This is a genomic window from Alcanivorax sp. S6407 (assembly GCF_023016115.1).
Classification (GTDB): domain Bacteria; phylum Pseudomonadota; class Gammaproteobacteria; order Pseudomonadales; family Alcanivoracaceae; genus Alcanivorax.
Genome location: NZ_JALKBH010000015.1, coordinates 1 through 16,133 on the forward strand (window position 1 = coordinate 1; position 16,133 = coordinate 16,133).

General features: G+C 56.9%; 13 protein-coding genes and 1 tRNA gene. All 14 read right to left on the reverse strand.

Annotated elements, in window-relative coordinates:
- A partial coding sequence (locus tag MWU49_RS17515) for a GTP-binding protein (protein WP_246975003.1) occupies positions 1 to 198 on the reverse strand: 198 nt, incomplete at its 3' end.
- A 31-nt stretch (positions 199 to 229) separates the two neighbouring features.
- The gene (gene fusA / locus MWU49_RS17520; RefSeq protein WP_246975006.1) at positions 230 to 2,329 is read right to left on the reverse strand and encodes an elongation factor G; all 2,100 of its coding nucleotides are present in this window, start codon (positions 2,327 to 2,329) and stop codon (positions 230 to 232) included.
- Positions 2,330 to 2,407: 78 nt separating this feature from the next.
- Positions 2,408 to 2,878 (reverse strand): 30S ribosomal protein S7, encoded by a 471-nt coding sequence (gene rpsG / locus MWU49_RS17525; RefSeq protein WP_022986298.1) that lies wholly within the window; start codon positions 2,876 to 2,878, stop codon positions 2,408 to 2,410.
- Positions 2,879 to 3,005: 127 nt separating this feature from the next.
- Entirely contained in the window at positions 3,006 to 3,377 is a 372-nt protein-coding gene (gene rpsL / locus MWU49_RS17530; protein WP_011587675.1) for a 30S ribosomal protein S12, read from the reverse strand.
- Positions 3,378 to 3,580: 203 nt separating this feature from the next.
- The gene (rpoC, locus tag MWU49_RS17535) at positions 3,581 to 7,783 is read right to left on the reverse strand and encodes a DNA-directed RNA polymerase subunit beta' (protein ID WP_246975009.1); all 4,203 of its coding nucleotides are present in this window, start codon (positions 7,781 to 7,783) and stop codon (positions 3,581 to 3,583) included.
- Between the two features lie 90 nt (positions 7,784 to 7,873).
- On the reverse strand, positions 7,874 to 12,016 hold the full coding sequence (gene rpoB, locus MWU49_RS17540; RefSeq protein ID WP_246975012.1) for a DNA-directed RNA polymerase subunit beta: 4,143 nt from the start codon (positions 12,014 to 12,016) through the stop codon (positions 7,874 to 7,876).
- 146 nt (positions 12,017 to 12,162) lie between these two features.
- Positions 12,163 to 12,537: a 50S ribosomal protein L7/L12 gene (rplL, locus tag MWU49_RS17545; RefSeq protein ID WP_246975015.1), complete on the reverse strand. Its 375-nt coding sequence runs from the start codon at positions 12,535 to 12,537 to the stop codon at positions 12,163 to 12,165.
- 43 nt (positions 12,538 to 12,580) lie between these two features.
- Positions 12,581 to 13,087 carry a 50S ribosomal protein L10 gene (rplJ, locus tag MWU49_RS17550; RefSeq protein ID WP_246975018.1) on the reverse strand — a complete coding sequence of 169 codons (507 nt, stop codon included), beginning with the start codon at positions 13,085 to 13,087 and terminating at the stop codon, positions 12,581 to 12,583.
- Between the two features lie 240 nt (positions 13,088 to 13,327).
- Positions 13,328 to 14,023, reverse strand: coding sequence for a 50S ribosomal protein L1 (gene rplA, locus MWU49_RS17555; RefSeq protein ID WP_246975021.1), 696 nt, complete (start codon positions 14,021 to 14,023; stop codon positions 13,328 to 13,330).
- A 3-nt stretch (positions 14,024 to 14,026) separates the two neighbouring features.
- Positions 14,027 to 14,455 carry a 50S ribosomal protein L11 gene (rplK, locus tag MWU49_RS17560; protein WP_035235483.1) on the reverse strand — a complete coding sequence of 143 codons (429 nt, stop codon included), beginning with the start codon at positions 14,453 to 14,455 and terminating at the stop codon, positions 14,027 to 14,029.
- Positions 14,456 to 14,571: 116 nt separating this feature from the next.
- Positions 14,572 to 15,114, reverse strand: a complete 543-nt coding sequence (nusG, locus tag MWU49_RS17565; RefSeq protein ID WP_022986306.1) for a transcription termination/antitermination protein NusG — start codon at positions 15,112 to 15,114, stop codon at positions 14,572 to 14,574.
- A 9-nt stretch (positions 15,115 to 15,123) separates the two neighbouring features.
- Positions 15,124 to 15,498 (reverse strand): preprotein translocase subunit SecE, encoded by a 375-nt coding sequence (gene secE / locus MWU49_RS17570; RefSeq protein ID WP_246975024.1) that lies wholly within the window; start codon positions 15,496 to 15,498, stop codon positions 15,124 to 15,126.
- Between the two features lie 42 nt (positions 15,499 to 15,540).
- A tRNA-Trp gene (locus MWU49_RS17575) sits at positions 15,541 to 15,616 on the reverse strand.
- 68 nt (positions 15,617 to 15,684) lie between these two features.
- The coding region (locus tag MWU49_RS17580; protein WP_246975027.1) for an EF-Tu/IF-2/RF-3 family GTPase at positions 15,685 to 16,133 on the reverse strand (449 nt) is incomplete at its 5' end.

Below are 16,133 nucleotides of genomic sequence, written 5' to 3' on the forward strand. Positions count from 1 at the left end.
AGAGGTAGCGATGGTGATACCACGCTCACGCTCTTCCGGAGCGTTATCGATACCGTCGAAGGCAACGGCAGAGCCGCCCCATACTTCCGCACATACGCGAGTCAGCGCAGCGGTCAGAGTGGTTTTACCATGGTCAACGTGACCGATGGTGCCTACGTTTACGTGCGGTTTATTACGTTCAAACTTTTCCTTTGCCACGGTTCTATACCCTTAACAATTAACCGTAAATTTAAGATTTCTTGCCGCTGATGACGTCATCAGCGATATTCTTCGGTGCTTCAGAGTACTTCAGGAACTCCATGGAGTAGCTGGCACGACCCTGAGACATGGAACGCAGGTCAGTAGCGTAACCGAACATTTCGGAGAGCGGAACCTCAGCGCGGATCACTTTACCGGCCATGGTGTCTTCCATGCCCTGTACCATGCCGCGACGACGGTTCAAATCGCCCATCACGTCACCCATGTAGTCTTCCGGAGTGACCGCTTCCACCTTCATGATCGGCTCGAGCAGTACCGCACCGGCTTCCTTGGCAGCGTTCTTCACTGCCAGGGCACCCGCCATGCGGAAGGCGTTCTCGTTGGAATCCACCTCGTGGTAGGAACCATCGTACAGCGTCGCCTTCACACCCAGGATCGGGTAACCAGCCAGTACACCAGCCTTCAGCTGCTCGTCGATACCCTTCTGTACAGCACCAAAGTATTCCTTCGGAACGGTACCACCGTGAATTTCTTCCGCGAACTGGAACTCTTCATCACGGTCGATAGGCTCGAAGCGAACCTTGACGTGACCGTACTGACCACGACCACCGGACTGCTTGACGAACTTGCCGTCAACGTCAGCGCCCTTGGTGAAGGTTTCACGGTAGGCTACCTGCGGCGCGCCCACGTTACATTCCACCTTGAACTCACGCTTCATGCGGTCAACGATGATGTCCAGGTGCAGCTCACCCATACCAGAGATGATGGTCTGGCCGGATTCTTCGTCGGTCTTCACACGGAAAGAGGGATCTTCCTGAGCCAGACGACCCAGAGCCAGACCCATCTTTTCCTGGTCAGCCTTGGACTTCGGCTCAACGGCAACGGAGATTACCGGATCCGGGAATTCCATACGCTCGAGCACGATCACGTTGTTCAGGTCACACAGGGTGTCACCAGTGGTGATGTCCTTCAGGCCAACGCAAGCCGCGATGTCACCAGCGCGAACTTCCTTGATCTCTTCACGGGAGTTGGCGTGCATCTGCAGCAGACGACCCACACGCTCTTTCTTCTCGCGCACGGAGTTCATCACGCTGTCACCGGAGTTCAGCACACCGGAGTAAACGCGGATGAAGGTCAGGGAACCTACGAACGGGTCAGTGGCGATCTTGAACGCCAGCGCAGAGAACGGCGCGTCGTCAGAGGATTCACGGGACTCAACGGTTTCACCGTCTTCCAGTACACCCTGGATCGCTTTAACTTCATCCGGAGCCGGCAGGAACTCGATGACCGCATCCAGCAGTGCCTGTACACCCTTGTTCTTGAACGCAGAACCGTTCAGAGCCAGAACGATTTCATTGGCCAGAACCTGCTGACGCAGACCCGCCTTGATTTCGTCGTTGGAGAGCTCACCGTTTTCCAGGTATTTCTCCATCAGCTCTTCAGACGCTTCCGCAGCAGATTCAATCATCTGCTCGCGCAGTTCGTCACAACGATCCTTGATGTCGTCCGGGATGTCCTTCTCTTCGTAGGTCATGCCCATGTCGTCTTCGTTCCAGAAGATGGCCTTCATACGAAGCAGGTCGACAACACCCTTGAAATCGTCTTCCGCACCAATGTTGTACTGGATAGGAACAACCTTGGCACCCAGACGGTTACGGATCTGGTCGCAAACGCGATCGAAGTTGGCACCGGCACGGTCCATCTTGTTCACGAATACGATACGCGGTACTTCGTACTTGTTGGCCTGACGCCATACAGTCTCGGACTGCGGCTCAACACCGGAAGAACCACAGAACACCACCACGGCACCATCCAGTACACGCAGGGAACGCTCTACCTCAATGGTAAAGTCCACGTGTCCGGGGGTATCAATGATGTTTACACGGTGCTGTTCGTACTGCTGATCCATACCCTGCCAAAAGGTGGTGGTAGCAGCAGAGGTGATGGTAATACCACGCTCCTGTTCCTGCTCCATCCAGTCCATGGTGGCGGCGCCGTCGTGTACTTCACCGATCTTGTGGGAAACACCGGTGTAGAAAAGAATTCGCTCGGTAGTGGTGGTCTTGCCCGCATCTACGTGCGCACAGATACCAATGTTGCGATAGCGATTGAGAGGAGTCTTACGTGCCACGCTGCATACCTCGATTCACTGGTTCATATACAAAAACCGGCCTGAACGCAGGCCGGTCTGACTCGAATGCCTTCTGCCTTAGAAGCGGAAGTGGGAGAACGCCTTGTTGGCTTCGGCCATACGATGCACGTCTTCACGCTTCTTCATCGCTGCGCCTTTACCTTCGGCTGCATCCAGCACTTCACCAGCCAGGCGGGCCGGCATGCTCTTCTCGCCACGCTTACGGGCAGCGTCTACCAGCCAGCGCATGGCCAGCGCGGTACGACGACTCGGGCGAACTTCAACAGGAACCTGGTAGGTAGCACCACCCACACGGCGGCTCTTTACCTCGACGGCCGGACGGATATTGTCCAGGGCCTTCTCGAACAGCTCCAGGGAGTCACCGCCCTTGCGCTCTTCGATGATGTCCAGGGCACCGTAAACGATACGCTCGGACACAGATTTCTTACCACTGACCATTACATGGTTCATGAACTTGGCCAGCAACTGGCTTCCAAACTTGGGATCCGGCAGGATCTCACGTTTGGCAACAACGCGACGTCTTGGCATCGGATGTGTTCCTCTAACGTTCCCGCTTTGGGCGGGGAAGACTTCAGGTAATTCCGGAACGGAGTCCGGACCTTACTCATCCCTCCGTAGCTCAACGAGCTACGGCATTCAGAAAAGGTAGCTCAGATTACTTCGGACGCTTGGCGCCATACTTGGAACGACGCTGCTTGCGATCCTGCACACCTGCCGTATCCAGGGTTCCACGAACAGTGTGGTAGCGCACACCGGGAAGGTCTTTTACACGACCGCCACGGATCAGTACTACGGAGTGCTCCTGCAGGTTATGACCTTCACCACCGATGTAGGAAGATACTTCATAACCATTGGTCAGACGCACACGACACACTTTACGCAGTGCGGAGTTCGGCTTCTTCGGGGTAGTGGTATACACCCGAGTGCAAACGCCGCGACGCTGGGGGCAGCCCTGCAGGGCTACGGAGTCGCTCTTTTCTACCTTGCTTTTGCGCGGCTTGCGCACCAGCTGGTTTACAGTTGCCATGAAACTACTGCCTCACGCTTACAGTTCTGTGACAAAAACCGCATATCACGGCCAATGCCACCCATTTACCACCCATACAATTATGGGGGCAGCGATTGTAGGGACACCCCGGCATCCCGTCAAGGATACCAGGGTGTCCCCGGCCCTCCTCCGACAGGAGGAGGGATTGTCAGGACCCCAACGGGGCCCTGCGGCTCGCCAGCTTACTCGTCAGAGGAGCTGAGAGCCTCGGACAGGGCGGCTTCCACCTCGTCCATGGTCGGAGCCTCCGGCCCGCGCGCATCTTCGCGCTGGCGGCGGCGATCCATGTGGTAGGCATAGCCGGTACCGGCCGGGATCAGACGACCCACTACCACGTTTTCTTTCAGACCGCGCAGGTCATCTTCCTTGCCGGTTACTGCCGCTTCGGTCAGTACCCGGGTGGTCTCCTGGAAGGAGGCCGCGGAGATGAAGGACTCGGTGGCCAGAGACGCCTTGGTGATACCCAGCAGCTGACGCTCATACTGGGGCAGCATCTTGTCTTCGGCCTTGAGGCGCTCGATCTCTTCCATCACGCGAGCGTATTCAGCCTGCTCACCCTTGATGAAGGAGGACTCGCCCACTTCCAGAATCTCAACCTTGCGCAGCATCTGGCGGATGATGGTCTCAATGTGCTTGTCATTGATCTTCACACCCTGCAGGCGGTAAACCTCCTGCACTTCGTTAACGATGTAACGGGCCAGTTCCGATTCGCCTTTCAGACGCAGGATGTCGTGCGGGTTCAGCGGGCCGTCAGACACGACTTCGCCTTTCTCTACACGCTCACCTTCGAACACGTTCAGCTGGCGCCACTTGGGAATCAGCTCTTCGTAGTTCTCATCGCTGTTGTCCGGAGTAATAACCAGACGAACCTTGCCTTTGGTTTCCTTGCCGAAGGACACGGTACCGGTCTTCTCGGCCAGGATGGCGGCTTCTTTCGGGTTACGGGCTTCGAACAGATCCGCAACGCGGGGCAGACCACCGGTGATGTCACGGGTCTTGGAGGATTCCTGCGGAATCCGCGCAATCACGTCACCCACGCCGATGCTGGCACCATCTTTCAGGCCACACAGCGCGCCACCCGGCAGGAAGTACTGGGCCGGCATGTCGGTGTTGGGCATCACAACGGCCTTGCCCTTGCTGTCCACGACGCGGACAACCGGACGCATGTCCTTACCCGCAGAAGGACGGTTCTGGGAACCGAGCACTTCGATGTTGGTCAGGCCAGTCAGCTCATCGGTCTGGTGGTTTACGGAGATACCTTCTTCCATATCACCGAACTGCACCTTACCTTCCACTTCCGCGATGATCGGGTGAGTGTGCGGATCCCAGGTAGCCACAACCTGACCGCCTTCAATCACATCACCTTCGTTCACGGTCACAGTGGCACCGTAGGGCAGCTTGTAACGCTCGCGCTCACGACCCAGCTCATCCGCCACTGCCAGATCGGCAGAACGGGAAACGATCACCAGACCGTCTTTGTGCTGTACGTGCTTGGCGTTGTGGAAACGCACCTTACCGCCGTGCTTGATCTGGATGCTGGACACCGCAGACGCCCGGCTCGCCGCACCACCAATGTGGAAGGTACGCATGGTCAGCTGGGTACCCGGCTCACCAATAGACTGGGCAGCGATAACACCGACTGCCTCGCCCACGTTGACCTGATGGCCACGGGCCAGATCACGGCCGTAACAGGTGGAACACACACCCCAGCGAGTGGAACAGGTAATCGGCGAGCGCACCAGCACTTCGTCGACACCCTGGGCTTCCAGTTTCTCTACCCACACTTCGTCCAGCAGGGTACCGGCTTCAGCCAGCACTTCGTCCTGGTTCAGGGGGTTGACCACGTCACGGGCGACCACACGACCGAGTACACGTTCGCGCAGCGGCTCTACTACGTCACCGCCTTCAATCAGCGGAGTCATCAGCAGGCCTTCCTCGGTGCCGCAATCGATTTCGTTGACCACCAGATCCTGGGCCACATCAACCAGACGACGGGTCAGGTAACCGGAGTTCGCGGTCTTCAGAGCGGTATCGGCCAGACCCTTACGAGCACCGTGAGTAGAGATGAAGTACTGGAGTACGTTCAGACCTTCACGGAAGTTGCTGGTAATGGGGGTCTCGATGATGGAGCCATCCGGCTTGGCCATCAGACCACGCATACCGGCCAGCTGACGAATCTGGGCCGCAGAACCCCGCGCCCCGGAATCGGCCATCATGAAGATGGAGTTGAAAGAGCCCTGCTCTTCGTCCTTGCCTTCGCGGTTCTTGACCACTTCGACACGGAGGTTCTCCATCATCGCCTTGGCGATCTGGTCATTGGTACGCGCCCAGATATCCACGACCTTGTTGTAACGCTCACCGCGGGTTACCAGACCGGAAGCGAACTGCTCCTCGATCTCGCGCACTTCCTCTTCGGCAGCGTCGATCATGGTGTACTTGGCATCCGGGATCACCATGTCTTCCACACCAATGGAGGAACCGGACAGGGTGGCTTCACGGAAGCCCAGGTACATCAGCTGGTCAGCAAAGATACAGGTCTCTTTGGTACCCAGAATACGGTAGCAGGTGTTCAGCAGCTTGCTGATGGCCTTCTTGGTCATGTTCTGGTTGACCATGTCGAAGCCCAGACCGGCCGGTACGATATCCCACAGCTTACAACGGCCGGGAGTGGTATCGGCGATGAAGGTACGCTCTTCCACGTTACCTTGCTGGTCTTTCACCACTTCGTGAACACGCACTTTAACGCGGGCGTGCAGGTGCACCTGCTTGTTGGCCAGGGCACGCATCACTTCCTTGGTGTCGGCAAATACCTGGCCTTCACCCTGGGCGTTCACGCGATCACGGCTGATGTAGTACAGACCCAGTACCACGTCCTGGGTCGGACCGATGATGGGCTCACCATTGGCCGGAGACAGGATGTTGTTGGTGGACATCATCAGCGCACGGGCTTCGAGCTGGGCTTCCAGGGTCAGCGGTACGTGTACCGCCATCTGGTCACCATCGAAGTCAGCGTTGAAGGCCGCACACACCAGCGGGTGCAGCTGGATCGCCTTACCTTCAATCAGCACCGGCTCGAACGCCTGGATACCGAGACGGTGAAGGGTCGGAGCACGGTTCAGCATCACCGGGTGCTCGCGAATCACTTCGGCGAGGATATCCCACACCTCAGCGGTTTCACGCTCGACCATCTTCTTGGCCGCCTTGATGGTGGTCGCCAGACCACGGGCTTCCAGCTTGGCGAAGATGAACGGCTTGAACAGCTCCAGCGCCATTTTCTTGGGCAGACCACACTCGTGCAGCTTGAGGGTCGGACCTACCACAATTACGGAACGGCCGGAGTAATCAACACGCTTACCCAGCAGGTTCTGACGGAAACGACCCTGCTTACCCTTGATCATGTCGGCAAGGGACTTCAGCGGACGCTTGTTGGAACCGGTGATGGCACGGCCACGACGACCGTTATCCAGCAGCGCATCTACAGATTCCTGCAGCATACGCTTTTCGTTACGCACGATGATGTCCGGCGCGCTCAGGTCCAGCAGACGCTTGAGACGGTTGTTCCGGTTGATCACACGGCGGTACAGATCGTTCAGATCGGAGGTCGCGAAACGACCACCATCCAGCGGTACCAGCGGACGCAGATCCGGCGGCAGAACCGGCAGAACGGTGAGGATCATCCACTCCGGGGCGTTACCGGAATCACGGAACGCTTCCATCAGCTTGAGACGCTTGGACAGCTTCTTCAGCTTGGTGTCGGAGTTGGTGGATTCCACTTCCTCACGGAGGATCTTGATCTCTTCGTCCAGATCCAGCTCCATGAGGAGCTGCTGAACGGCTTCGGCACCCATCTTGGCTTCGAATTCGTCACCGAACTCTTCCAGAGCATCGAAGTATTCTTCGTCAGTCAGCAGCTGGCCACGATCCAGAGTGGTCATGCCCGGCTCGGTCACAACGAAGGATTCGAAGTACAGCACACGCTCGATATCACGCAGGGTCATATCCAGCATCAGGCCGATACGGGACGGCAGTGACTTCAGGAACCAGATGTGTGCAGTCGGGCTCGCCAGTTCGATGTGGCCCATACGCTCACGACGCACCTTGGAGAGGGTGACTTCAACGCCACACTTCTCACAGATAACGCCACGGTGCTTCAAGCGCTTGTACTTACCGCACAGACATTCGTAGTCCTTGATCGGACCAAAGATACGCGCACAAAACAGACCGTCACGCTCAGGCTTGAACGTGCGGTAGTTAATGGTCTCAGGCTTTTTCACTTCACCAAAAGACCAGGAGCGGATCAGATCCGGCGGCGCGAGCGCGATGCGGATCTTGTCAAACTCCGTGACTTGTCCCTGACTTTTGAGCAGATTCAGCAAGTCTTTCAAGGCCAGTCCTCCGTAGTGAGCTTTCGCTCTAATTCTTTCCCAAACCCGGGTACACAGTGGCTCCGCACAACCTGTGCGGAGCCCACTGCCTTAGTCGTTTTCCAGCTCGATGTTGATACCGAGAGAACGGATTTCCTTCAACAGTACGTTGAAGGATTCCGGCATTCCCGGATCCATGCGGTGATCGCCGTCGACGATGTTCTTGTAAACGCGGGTACGGCCGTTTACATCATCGGACTTCACGGTGAGCATTTCCTGCAGGGTGTAAGCTGCGCCGTATGCTTCCAGCGCCCACACTTCCATCTCACCGAAGCGCTGACCACCGAACTGTGCCTTACCACCCAGCGGCTGCTGGGTAACCAGGCTGTAGGAGCCAGTGGAACGAGCATGCATCTTGTCGTCCACCAGGTGGTTCAACTTCAGCATGTACATGTAGCCCACGGTCACCTTGCGATCGAATTGCTCGCCGGTACGACCATCCCACAGCTGCACCTGACCCGACTTGTCGTGGCCAGCCAGCTCCAGCAGTTCCTTGATCTCGAACTCTTTGGCACCGTCGAATACCGCGGTGGCCATGGGCACACCGCCGACCAGGTTCTTGGCCAGTTCCAGGATCTCTTCATCGCTGAAGCTATCCAGATCTTCCGGGGAACCACCGGCGCCGGCCTTGTTGTAGATCTTGTCGAGGAAGCCGCGGATGTCCGCAATCTTCTTCTGCGCGGCCAGCATTTCGCCAATGCGCTCACCAAGACCCTTGGCTGCCCAACCCAGGTGGGTTTCCAGAATCTGCCCCACGTTCATACGGGACGGTACACCCAGCGGGTTCAGCACCACGTCGACCGGCACACCGTTCTCGTCGTACGGCATATCTTCTTCCGGCATGATCACGGAGATCACACCCTTGTTACCGTGACGACCGGCCATCTTGTCACCGGGCTGGATGCGACGCTTGATAGCCAGGTAAACCTTGACCACCTTGAGGACGCCGTGAGCCAGATCATCACCACCGGAGATCTTGGCCTGCTTGTCCTTGTAACGCTCATCCTGCTCTTTCTTGTGCTGCTCCAGGTACTGCTGGGCGCGTTCCAGCTGCTCGGCAACATCTTCGTCTGCCGGGCGCAGCTCAAACCACTTCTCGGCGTCCAGGCCATCCAGCATTTCGCCGGTCAGCTCGGTACCACGCTTGAAGCCGGCACCGCCGTTGACCTTCTTGCCTACCATCACGGCGCGAAGACGCTCCAGGATGTCCAGCTCGAGGATGCGGTACTCGTCCTTCAGATCCTTGCGGAACTGCTCCAGGGCAGACTGCTCGATCTGCTTGGCACGCTCGTCTTTTTCCACGCCATCGCGGGTAAAGACCTGCACGTCAATAACAGTACCCTTGACGCCGGAAGACACACGCAGAGAGGTGTCTTTCACGTCAGAGGCTTTCTCACCGAAAATGGCACGCAGCAGCTTCTCTTCCGGGGTCAGCTGGGTTTCGCCCTTCGGCGTTACCTTGCCTACCAGAATGTCGCCGGCTTCCACTTCCGCACCGATGTACACGATGCCGGACTCATCCAGTTTGGACAGAGCCGCTTCGCCCACATTGGGGATATCCGCGGTGATCTCTTCCGGACCCAGCTTGGTGTCACGGGCGATCGCGGTGAGCTCCTGAATGTGGATGGAAGTGAAACGGTCTTCCTTAACCACTTTCTCGGAGATGAGGATGGAATCCTCGAAGTTGTAACCATTCCAGGGCATGAACGCCACGCGCATGTTCTGACCCAGGGCCAGTTCACCCATGTCAACGGACGGACCGTCAGCCATGATGTCGCGGGCAGCAACCCGGTCACCCACTTTCACCAGCGGACGCTGGTTGATGCAGGTGTTCTGGTTGGAACGGGTGTATTTGGTCAGGTTGTAGATATCTACACCTGCTTCACCTTCGTTCACTTCGTCATCGTTCACTTTCACGATGATGCGGGAAGCATCCACCTTGTCGACGATACCGCCACGGGTGGCCACCACACACACGCCGGAGTCACGGGCTACGTGACGCTCGAAACCGGTACCTACCAGCGGCTTGTCTGCACGCAGGGTCGGCACAGCCTGACGCTGCATGTTGGAACCCATCAGAGCACGGTTAGCATCATCGTGCTCGAGGAACGGAATCAGGGACGCGGCCACGGATACCACCTGACGGGGAGAGACATCCATGTGGGTAATGGTGTCGCGCTCCATCACGGTAAATTCATAGCGGTGACGAACCGTTACGAAATCTTCCTCAAAACCACCGTCGTCAGTCATCTTCGCGTCCACCTGTGCAATCACGCACTCGGCTTCTTCAATGGCTGACAGGTATTCGATCTCTTCGCTGACCTTGCCGTCGATCACTTTCAGGTACGGAGACTCGAGGAAGCCGTACTCGTTGGCGCGGGCATAGGTAGCCAGGGAGTTGATCAGACCGATGTTCGGACCTTCAGGGGTCTCGATCGGGCACACACGACCGTAGTGGGTCGGGTGAACGTCGCGAACCTCAAAGCCGGCACGCTCACGGGTCAGACCACCTGGGCCCAACGCGGAAACACGACGCTTGTGAGTGATCTCGGACAGCGGGTTGTTCTGATCCATGAACTGGGACAGCTGGGAAGAGCCAAAGAACTCTTTCACGGCAGCAGCCACCGGCTTGGAATTGATCAGATCCTGCGGCATCAGGCCTTCGGATTCGGCCAGGCTCAGACGCTCCTTGACCGCACGCTCAACACGTACCAGACCGACACGGAACTGGTTCTCGGCCATCTCACCCACGGAACGCACACGACGGTTACCCAGGTGATCGATATCATCGACCACGCCGTTACCGTTGCGGATATCGACCAGGGTCTTCAGCACATCGATGATGTCAGAGGACTCTTCGCCCATCTGCTCGAAGTACTGCTTGCCTTCTTCGTCGGTACGGGAGCTGAAGTAACGGCCATCAAACAGGATGCCCGGGCCAGTCTCGTCTTCACGACCGAGACGACGGTTGAACTTCATGCGACCCACACCGGACAGGTCGTAACGCTCGTCGGTGAAGAACAGGTTCTTGAACAGGTTTTCAGCCGCTTCCTTGGTCGGCGGCTCACCCGGACGCATCATGCGGTAGATTTCAACCAGTGCCTCCAGCGGAGTACGGGTCGGGTCTGCACGCAGGGTATCGGCCATGAACGGGCCGTTGTCCAGGTCATTGGTGTACAGGGTTTCAAATTCGTTAATACCGGCCGCTTCCAGCTTTTCCAGGGTTTCGGCTGTCAGTTCGGTATTACACTCAACCAGGATCTCACCGGTATCCTGATCGATGATGGACTTGGCCAGGTACTTGCCCTGCAGGTATTCAGCAGGAATTTCCAGGTACTCGAGACCAGCCTTTTCCAGCTGACGGATATGACGGGCGGTGATACGACGGCCACGCTCAACCACCACTTCGCCGTCGGCGAGGATGTCGAACGTCGCGGTCTCACCACGCAGACGCTCCGGTACCAGTTTCATGCGGTACAGGCCGTCTTCTGCCACGATCTCATTGGTGTCGAAGAACATCTCCAGCACTTCGTCGGAGGTATAGCCCAATGCACGCAGCAGAATGGTCGCCGGCAGTTTACGGCGACGGTCGATCCGGACATAGACCAGGTCTTTCGGATCGAATTCGAAGTCCAGCCAGGAGCCACGGTAAGGAATCACCCGGGCAGAATACAGCAGCTTGCCGGAGGAGTGAGTCTTGCCCTTGTCGTGGTCGAAGAAGACACCGGGAGAACGGTGCAGCTGGGACACGATTACACGCTCGGTACCGTTAATAACGAAGGTACCGTTTTCGGTCATCAGGGGGATTTCACCCATGTAGACCTGTTGTTCACGAATATCCTTGATCGCCCCGGATGACTCACGGTCATAAATAACGAGACGAATGCGCACGCGCAGCGGCGCGGCATAGGTAGTCCCGCGGATGATGCACTCTTTGACATCAAATACGGGTTTGCCGAACTCGTAGCCGGCATACTCCAGCGCTGCATTACCTGAATAACTGGCAATCGGGAATACTGACCGGAAAGCCGCTTCCAGACCGTTGTCCAGACGCTCTTCTGCACTCTTGTCTTGCTGCAGAAATTTGCGGTAGGAATCGAGCTGGATTGCCAGAAGGTAGGGAACATCCATCACCTTCGGCAACTTGCCGAAATCTTTGCGGATCCGCTTTTTCTCAGTAAATGAGTATGCCATCTGCGTTCCTCAGCTGTTGATCTATCACCACCTGGTGATATTTCTGCATGAAACCCCTCATGCAGAAACGACAAAAGGCTGGCAGCCAAAAAGCTGCCAGCCGGCGTCTTTCCGCATTGCTGCGGAAAGACATAGCGCCAATGCGCTTACTTGAGCTCGACGGTACCGCCAGCCTCTTCGATCTTTTTCTTGATCTCTTCGGCTTCGTCTTTGGTAGCGCCTTCCTTAACAGGAGCAGGAGCGCCTTCAACCAGCTCTTTGGCTTCTTTCAGACCCAGGCCAGTCACTTCACGTACGGCCTTGATCACGCCAACTTTCTTGTCGCCGAAGGAAGTCAGAACCACGTCGAAATCGGTCTTCTCTTCAGCGGCTTCGCCACCAGCAGCGCCAGGACCTGCAGCAACAGCTACGGCTGCGGCAGAAACGTTGAACTTCTCTTCGAAAGCTTCGATCAGCTCAACCAGTTCCAGTACGGACAGCTCAGCAACTGCATTCAGGATATCTTCTTTGGACATTGCCATTTTAACTTCTCCAAATCTTGATGATGTGTGGTTCAGGAGCCGATCAGGCTGCCTCACCTTCGTTCTGTTCTTTAAGCGCAGTCAGCAAACGGCCAAACTTGGAAACCGGAGCCTGCAGTACAGACACCAGGCTGGTCAGAGCCTGTTCGCGGTTCGGAAGTTTTGCCAGTACGTCGATTTCTGCGCCAGAATAGAGCTTGCCTTCGTACAGACCGGTCTTCAGCTCCAGCTGGTCATTGTCCTTGGCGAAGTCCTTGAACAGACGGGCAGCTGCGCCCATGTCTTCCTCGGACAGCGACATAGCAATGATGGTTGGACCAACCAGCGACTCGTTCAGCAGCTCGAGATCAGTGCCCTCAAAGGCACGACGAGCCAGGGTGTTACGAATAACACGCAGGTAAACGTTCTGCTGACGTGCCTTGGCACGGAGCTCGGTCAACTGAGCCACGTTCAAGCCACGATAGTCGGCAACCACAGCGGAGAAAGCGCCAGTTGCGGCTTGATTTACCGCTGCGACAATCTCTTTCTTGTCTTCTAGTCTCAGAGCCACTGTGTAACCTCCTCGATGAATACAACCGGCCGAAGCCGGCCACCCATTTATGAATTCGCGGGCGAATTCATACGCGGGGGTCACAGCGAAACCTGAACCACACCGCGTCTACGCAGGCTGATGGTTTAAGCCTTATCCGGGAGAACCCGCCAAGGCGCCTGTGGTCTTTGACGCTCCGACAGCAAGCTGTCGAAATCAAAGTCCTTGTTGGCGCACGGCTTGCACCGTGCGCCGAATTTCTTACATCGCCAGGGAAGCAGGGTCGATGGAAAGACCCGGGCCCATGGTGGTGGACAGGGTCACTTTCTTGAAGTAAGTGCCCTTGGCAGAAGACGGCTTGGCTTTCTTCAGATCAGCCAGCAGCGCTTCCACGTTTTCCTTGATGGCGGTGTTGTCGAAACCAACCTGACCCACGGTGCAGTGGATGATGCCACCCTTGTCAGTACGGTAACGCACCTGACCACCCTTGGCGTTTTTCACGGCCTGGGCAACATCAGGAGTTACGGTGCCAACCTTCGGGTTCGGCATCAGGCCACGGGGGCCCAGGATGGTGCCGAGCTTACCCACAACGCGCATGGCGTCGGGGGAAGCGATAACCACGTCGAAGTTGATTTCGCCAGCCTGAACCTGCTCGGCCAGATCATCGAAACCTACCACGTCCGCACCGGCTTCTTTTGCCTCTTCGGCTTTGGCGCCCTGAGCAAATACAGCAACACGAACGGTTTTGCCAGTACCGTGAGGCAGCACGGAAGCGCCACGCACGTTCTGGTCGGATTTACGCGGGTCAACGCCCAGGTTTACCGCTACATCTACAGACTCTTTGAACTTCACACCGGACAGTTCGGTCAGCAGCGCAACAGCTTCTTCTACCTGGTACAGTTTGCCGGCTTCTACTTTTTCGCGAATGGCGCGCAGACGCTTGGACAGTTTAGCCATTGGTTAACCCTCCACATCCAGGCCCATGGAACGAGCAGAGCCCGCGATAGTGCGCACAGCGGCGTCCAGATCAGCTGCAGTCAGATCAGGCTCCTTGGCCTTGGCGATCTCTTCCAGCTGAGCACGGGTAACCTTGCCCACTTTCTTGGTGTTCGGCTCACCGGAACCGCTCTTGATCTTGGCAGCTTTCTTCAGCAGGTAAGAGGCCGGCGGCGTCTTCATGGTGAAGGTAAAGGAGCGATCGCTGTATACAGTGATCACAACAGGAACCGGCGCGCCGGCATCCAGCTGCTGGGTCTGGGCGTTGAACGCCTTACAGAACTCCATGATGTTCACACCGTGCTGACCCAGTGCAGGACCAACCGGCGGTGACGGGTTAGCCTGACCAGCTGCAACCTGCAGCTTGATGTAGGCTTGTACTTTCTTCGCCATTTTCAGACTCCTTGGGTGCAAACGCCACGCTTACAGCGGGCTCCCCTCAGGTTGTCAAAACGCCCCGGCCACCAATGGTGACCAGGGCTCCTAAAATATCTTGCCAGATCCAGCTATCAGGTCTTTTCGACCTGGCCAAACTCCAGCTCTACCGGTGTGGAACGTCCAAAGATCATTACAGCCACCTGCAGACGGCTCTTCTCGTAATTCACTTCTTCGATCACACCGTTGAAATCTGCAAACGGACCGTCGTTGACACGGACCACTTCGCCAGCTTCGAACAGCGTTTTCGGCTTCGGCTTTTCCACGGCGTCATCCATGCGCTGCAGGATGGCATCCGCCTCTTTCTTGGTAATCGGAGAAACGCGACCCGGATTTTTCGGATCTTCACCGATAAAGCCCATCACCTTCGGGGTCTCTTTGACCAGGTGCCAGGAATCGTCACACATTTCCATTTCCACCAGCACATAGCCGGGGAAGAATTTGCGCTCGGATTTGCGCTTCTGGCCACCCTTGATCTCCACCACTTCTTCGGTGGGCACCAGGATGTCACCAAACAGCTCTTCCATGGAACGCAATTTAACGCGCTCTTCAAGGGCGCGTTTTACGTGCTTCTCGAAACCTGAATAGGCATGTACCACATACCAGCGCTTAGCCATGTAAACCCCTTAACCAATCACCCAGGACATCAGGCCACCGAGAATCCAGTCGAGCACAAACAGCAGCAAGGCCACCAGCACCACAAACACCAGGACAATCAAGGTGGTCTGCAGGGTTTCCTGACGGGTCGGCCAGACAATCTTGCGCAGTTCGACCATGGAGTCCTTGCGCAGCTGATTGAACGACTTACCCTGCTCAGTCTGCAGAGCGACGAATACGGCTACCAGCGCCGTCACTACGACACCGACAACCCGATAAAGGGTAGGCTGATCGGAGAAATAGCTGTTACCGACTACTGCGGCGGCCACCAGGCCAACCACCAGCAACCACTTCACTGCCTCCAAGGCGGCAGAGCCGGAATGTGCTTCAGTTTTCTCGCTCATCGGACGATGCACCCTACCACCCAAGATCAGACTTGGGAAAATTGGCAGGCCAGGAGGGACTCGAACCCCCAACAGCCGGTTTTGGAGACCGGTGCTCTACCAATTGAACTACTGGCCTGTAACTCTGAAACCTTAAATAAAACAGGGTGGCAGGCATGCCTGCCACCCCTTGTCACCAGTAACGAATTACTCGGTGATCTTGGCTACCACGCCGGCGCCAACGGTACGGCCGCCTTCGCGGATAGCGAAGCGCAGACCGTCTTCCATGGCGATCGGAGCGATCAGCTCAACGTCCATCTGAACGTTGTCGCCCGGCATTACCATTTCAGTACCTTCCGGCAGGGTGCAAGCACCGGTTACGTCGGTGGTACGGAAGTAGAACTGCGGACGGTAACCGTTGAAGAACGGGGTGTGACGACCACCTTCGTCCTTGCTCAGTACGTATACCTCGGCAACGAACTTGGTGTGCGGGTTGATAGAACCCGGCTTGGCCAGAACCTGACCACGCTCCACTTCGTCACGCTTGGTACCACGCAGCAGAACACCAACGTTCTCACCAGCGCGGCCTTCGTCCAGCAGCTTGCGGAACATTTCCACACCGGTACAGGTGGTCTTGGTGGTGTCGTGGATACCCA

Coding starts and splice junctions, on each gene's coding strand:
- rpsG (WP_022986298.1), bottom strand. CDS start 2,878: ATGCCAAGACGTCGCGTTGTTGCCAAACGTGAGATCCTGCCGGATCCC.
- rpsL (WP_011587675.1), bottom strand. CDS start 3,377: ATGGCAACTGTAAACCAGCTGGTGCGCAAGCCGCGCAAAAGCAAGGTA.
- rpoB (WP_246975012.1), bottom strand. CDS start 12,016: ATGGCATACTCATTTACTGAGAAAAAGCGGATCCGCAAAGATTTCGGC.
- rplL (WP_246975015.1), bottom strand. CDS start 12,537: ATGGCAATGTCCAAAGAAGATATCCTGAATGCAGTTGCTGAGCTGTCC.
- rplA (WP_246975021.1), bottom strand. CDS start 14,023: ATGGCTAAACTGTCCAAGCGTCTGCGCGCCATTCGCGAAAAAGTAGAA.
- rplK (WP_035235483.1), bottom strand. CDS start 14,455: ATGGCGAAGAAAGTACAAGCCTACATCAAGCTGCAGGTTGCAGCTGGT.
- nusG (WP_022986306.1), bottom strand. CDS start 15,114: ATGGCTAAGCGCTGGTATGTGGTACATGCCTATTCAGGTTTCGAGAAG.
- secE (WP_246975024.1), bottom strand. CDS start 15,498: ATGAGCGAGAAAACTGAAGCACATTCCGGCTCTGCCGCCTTGGAGGCA.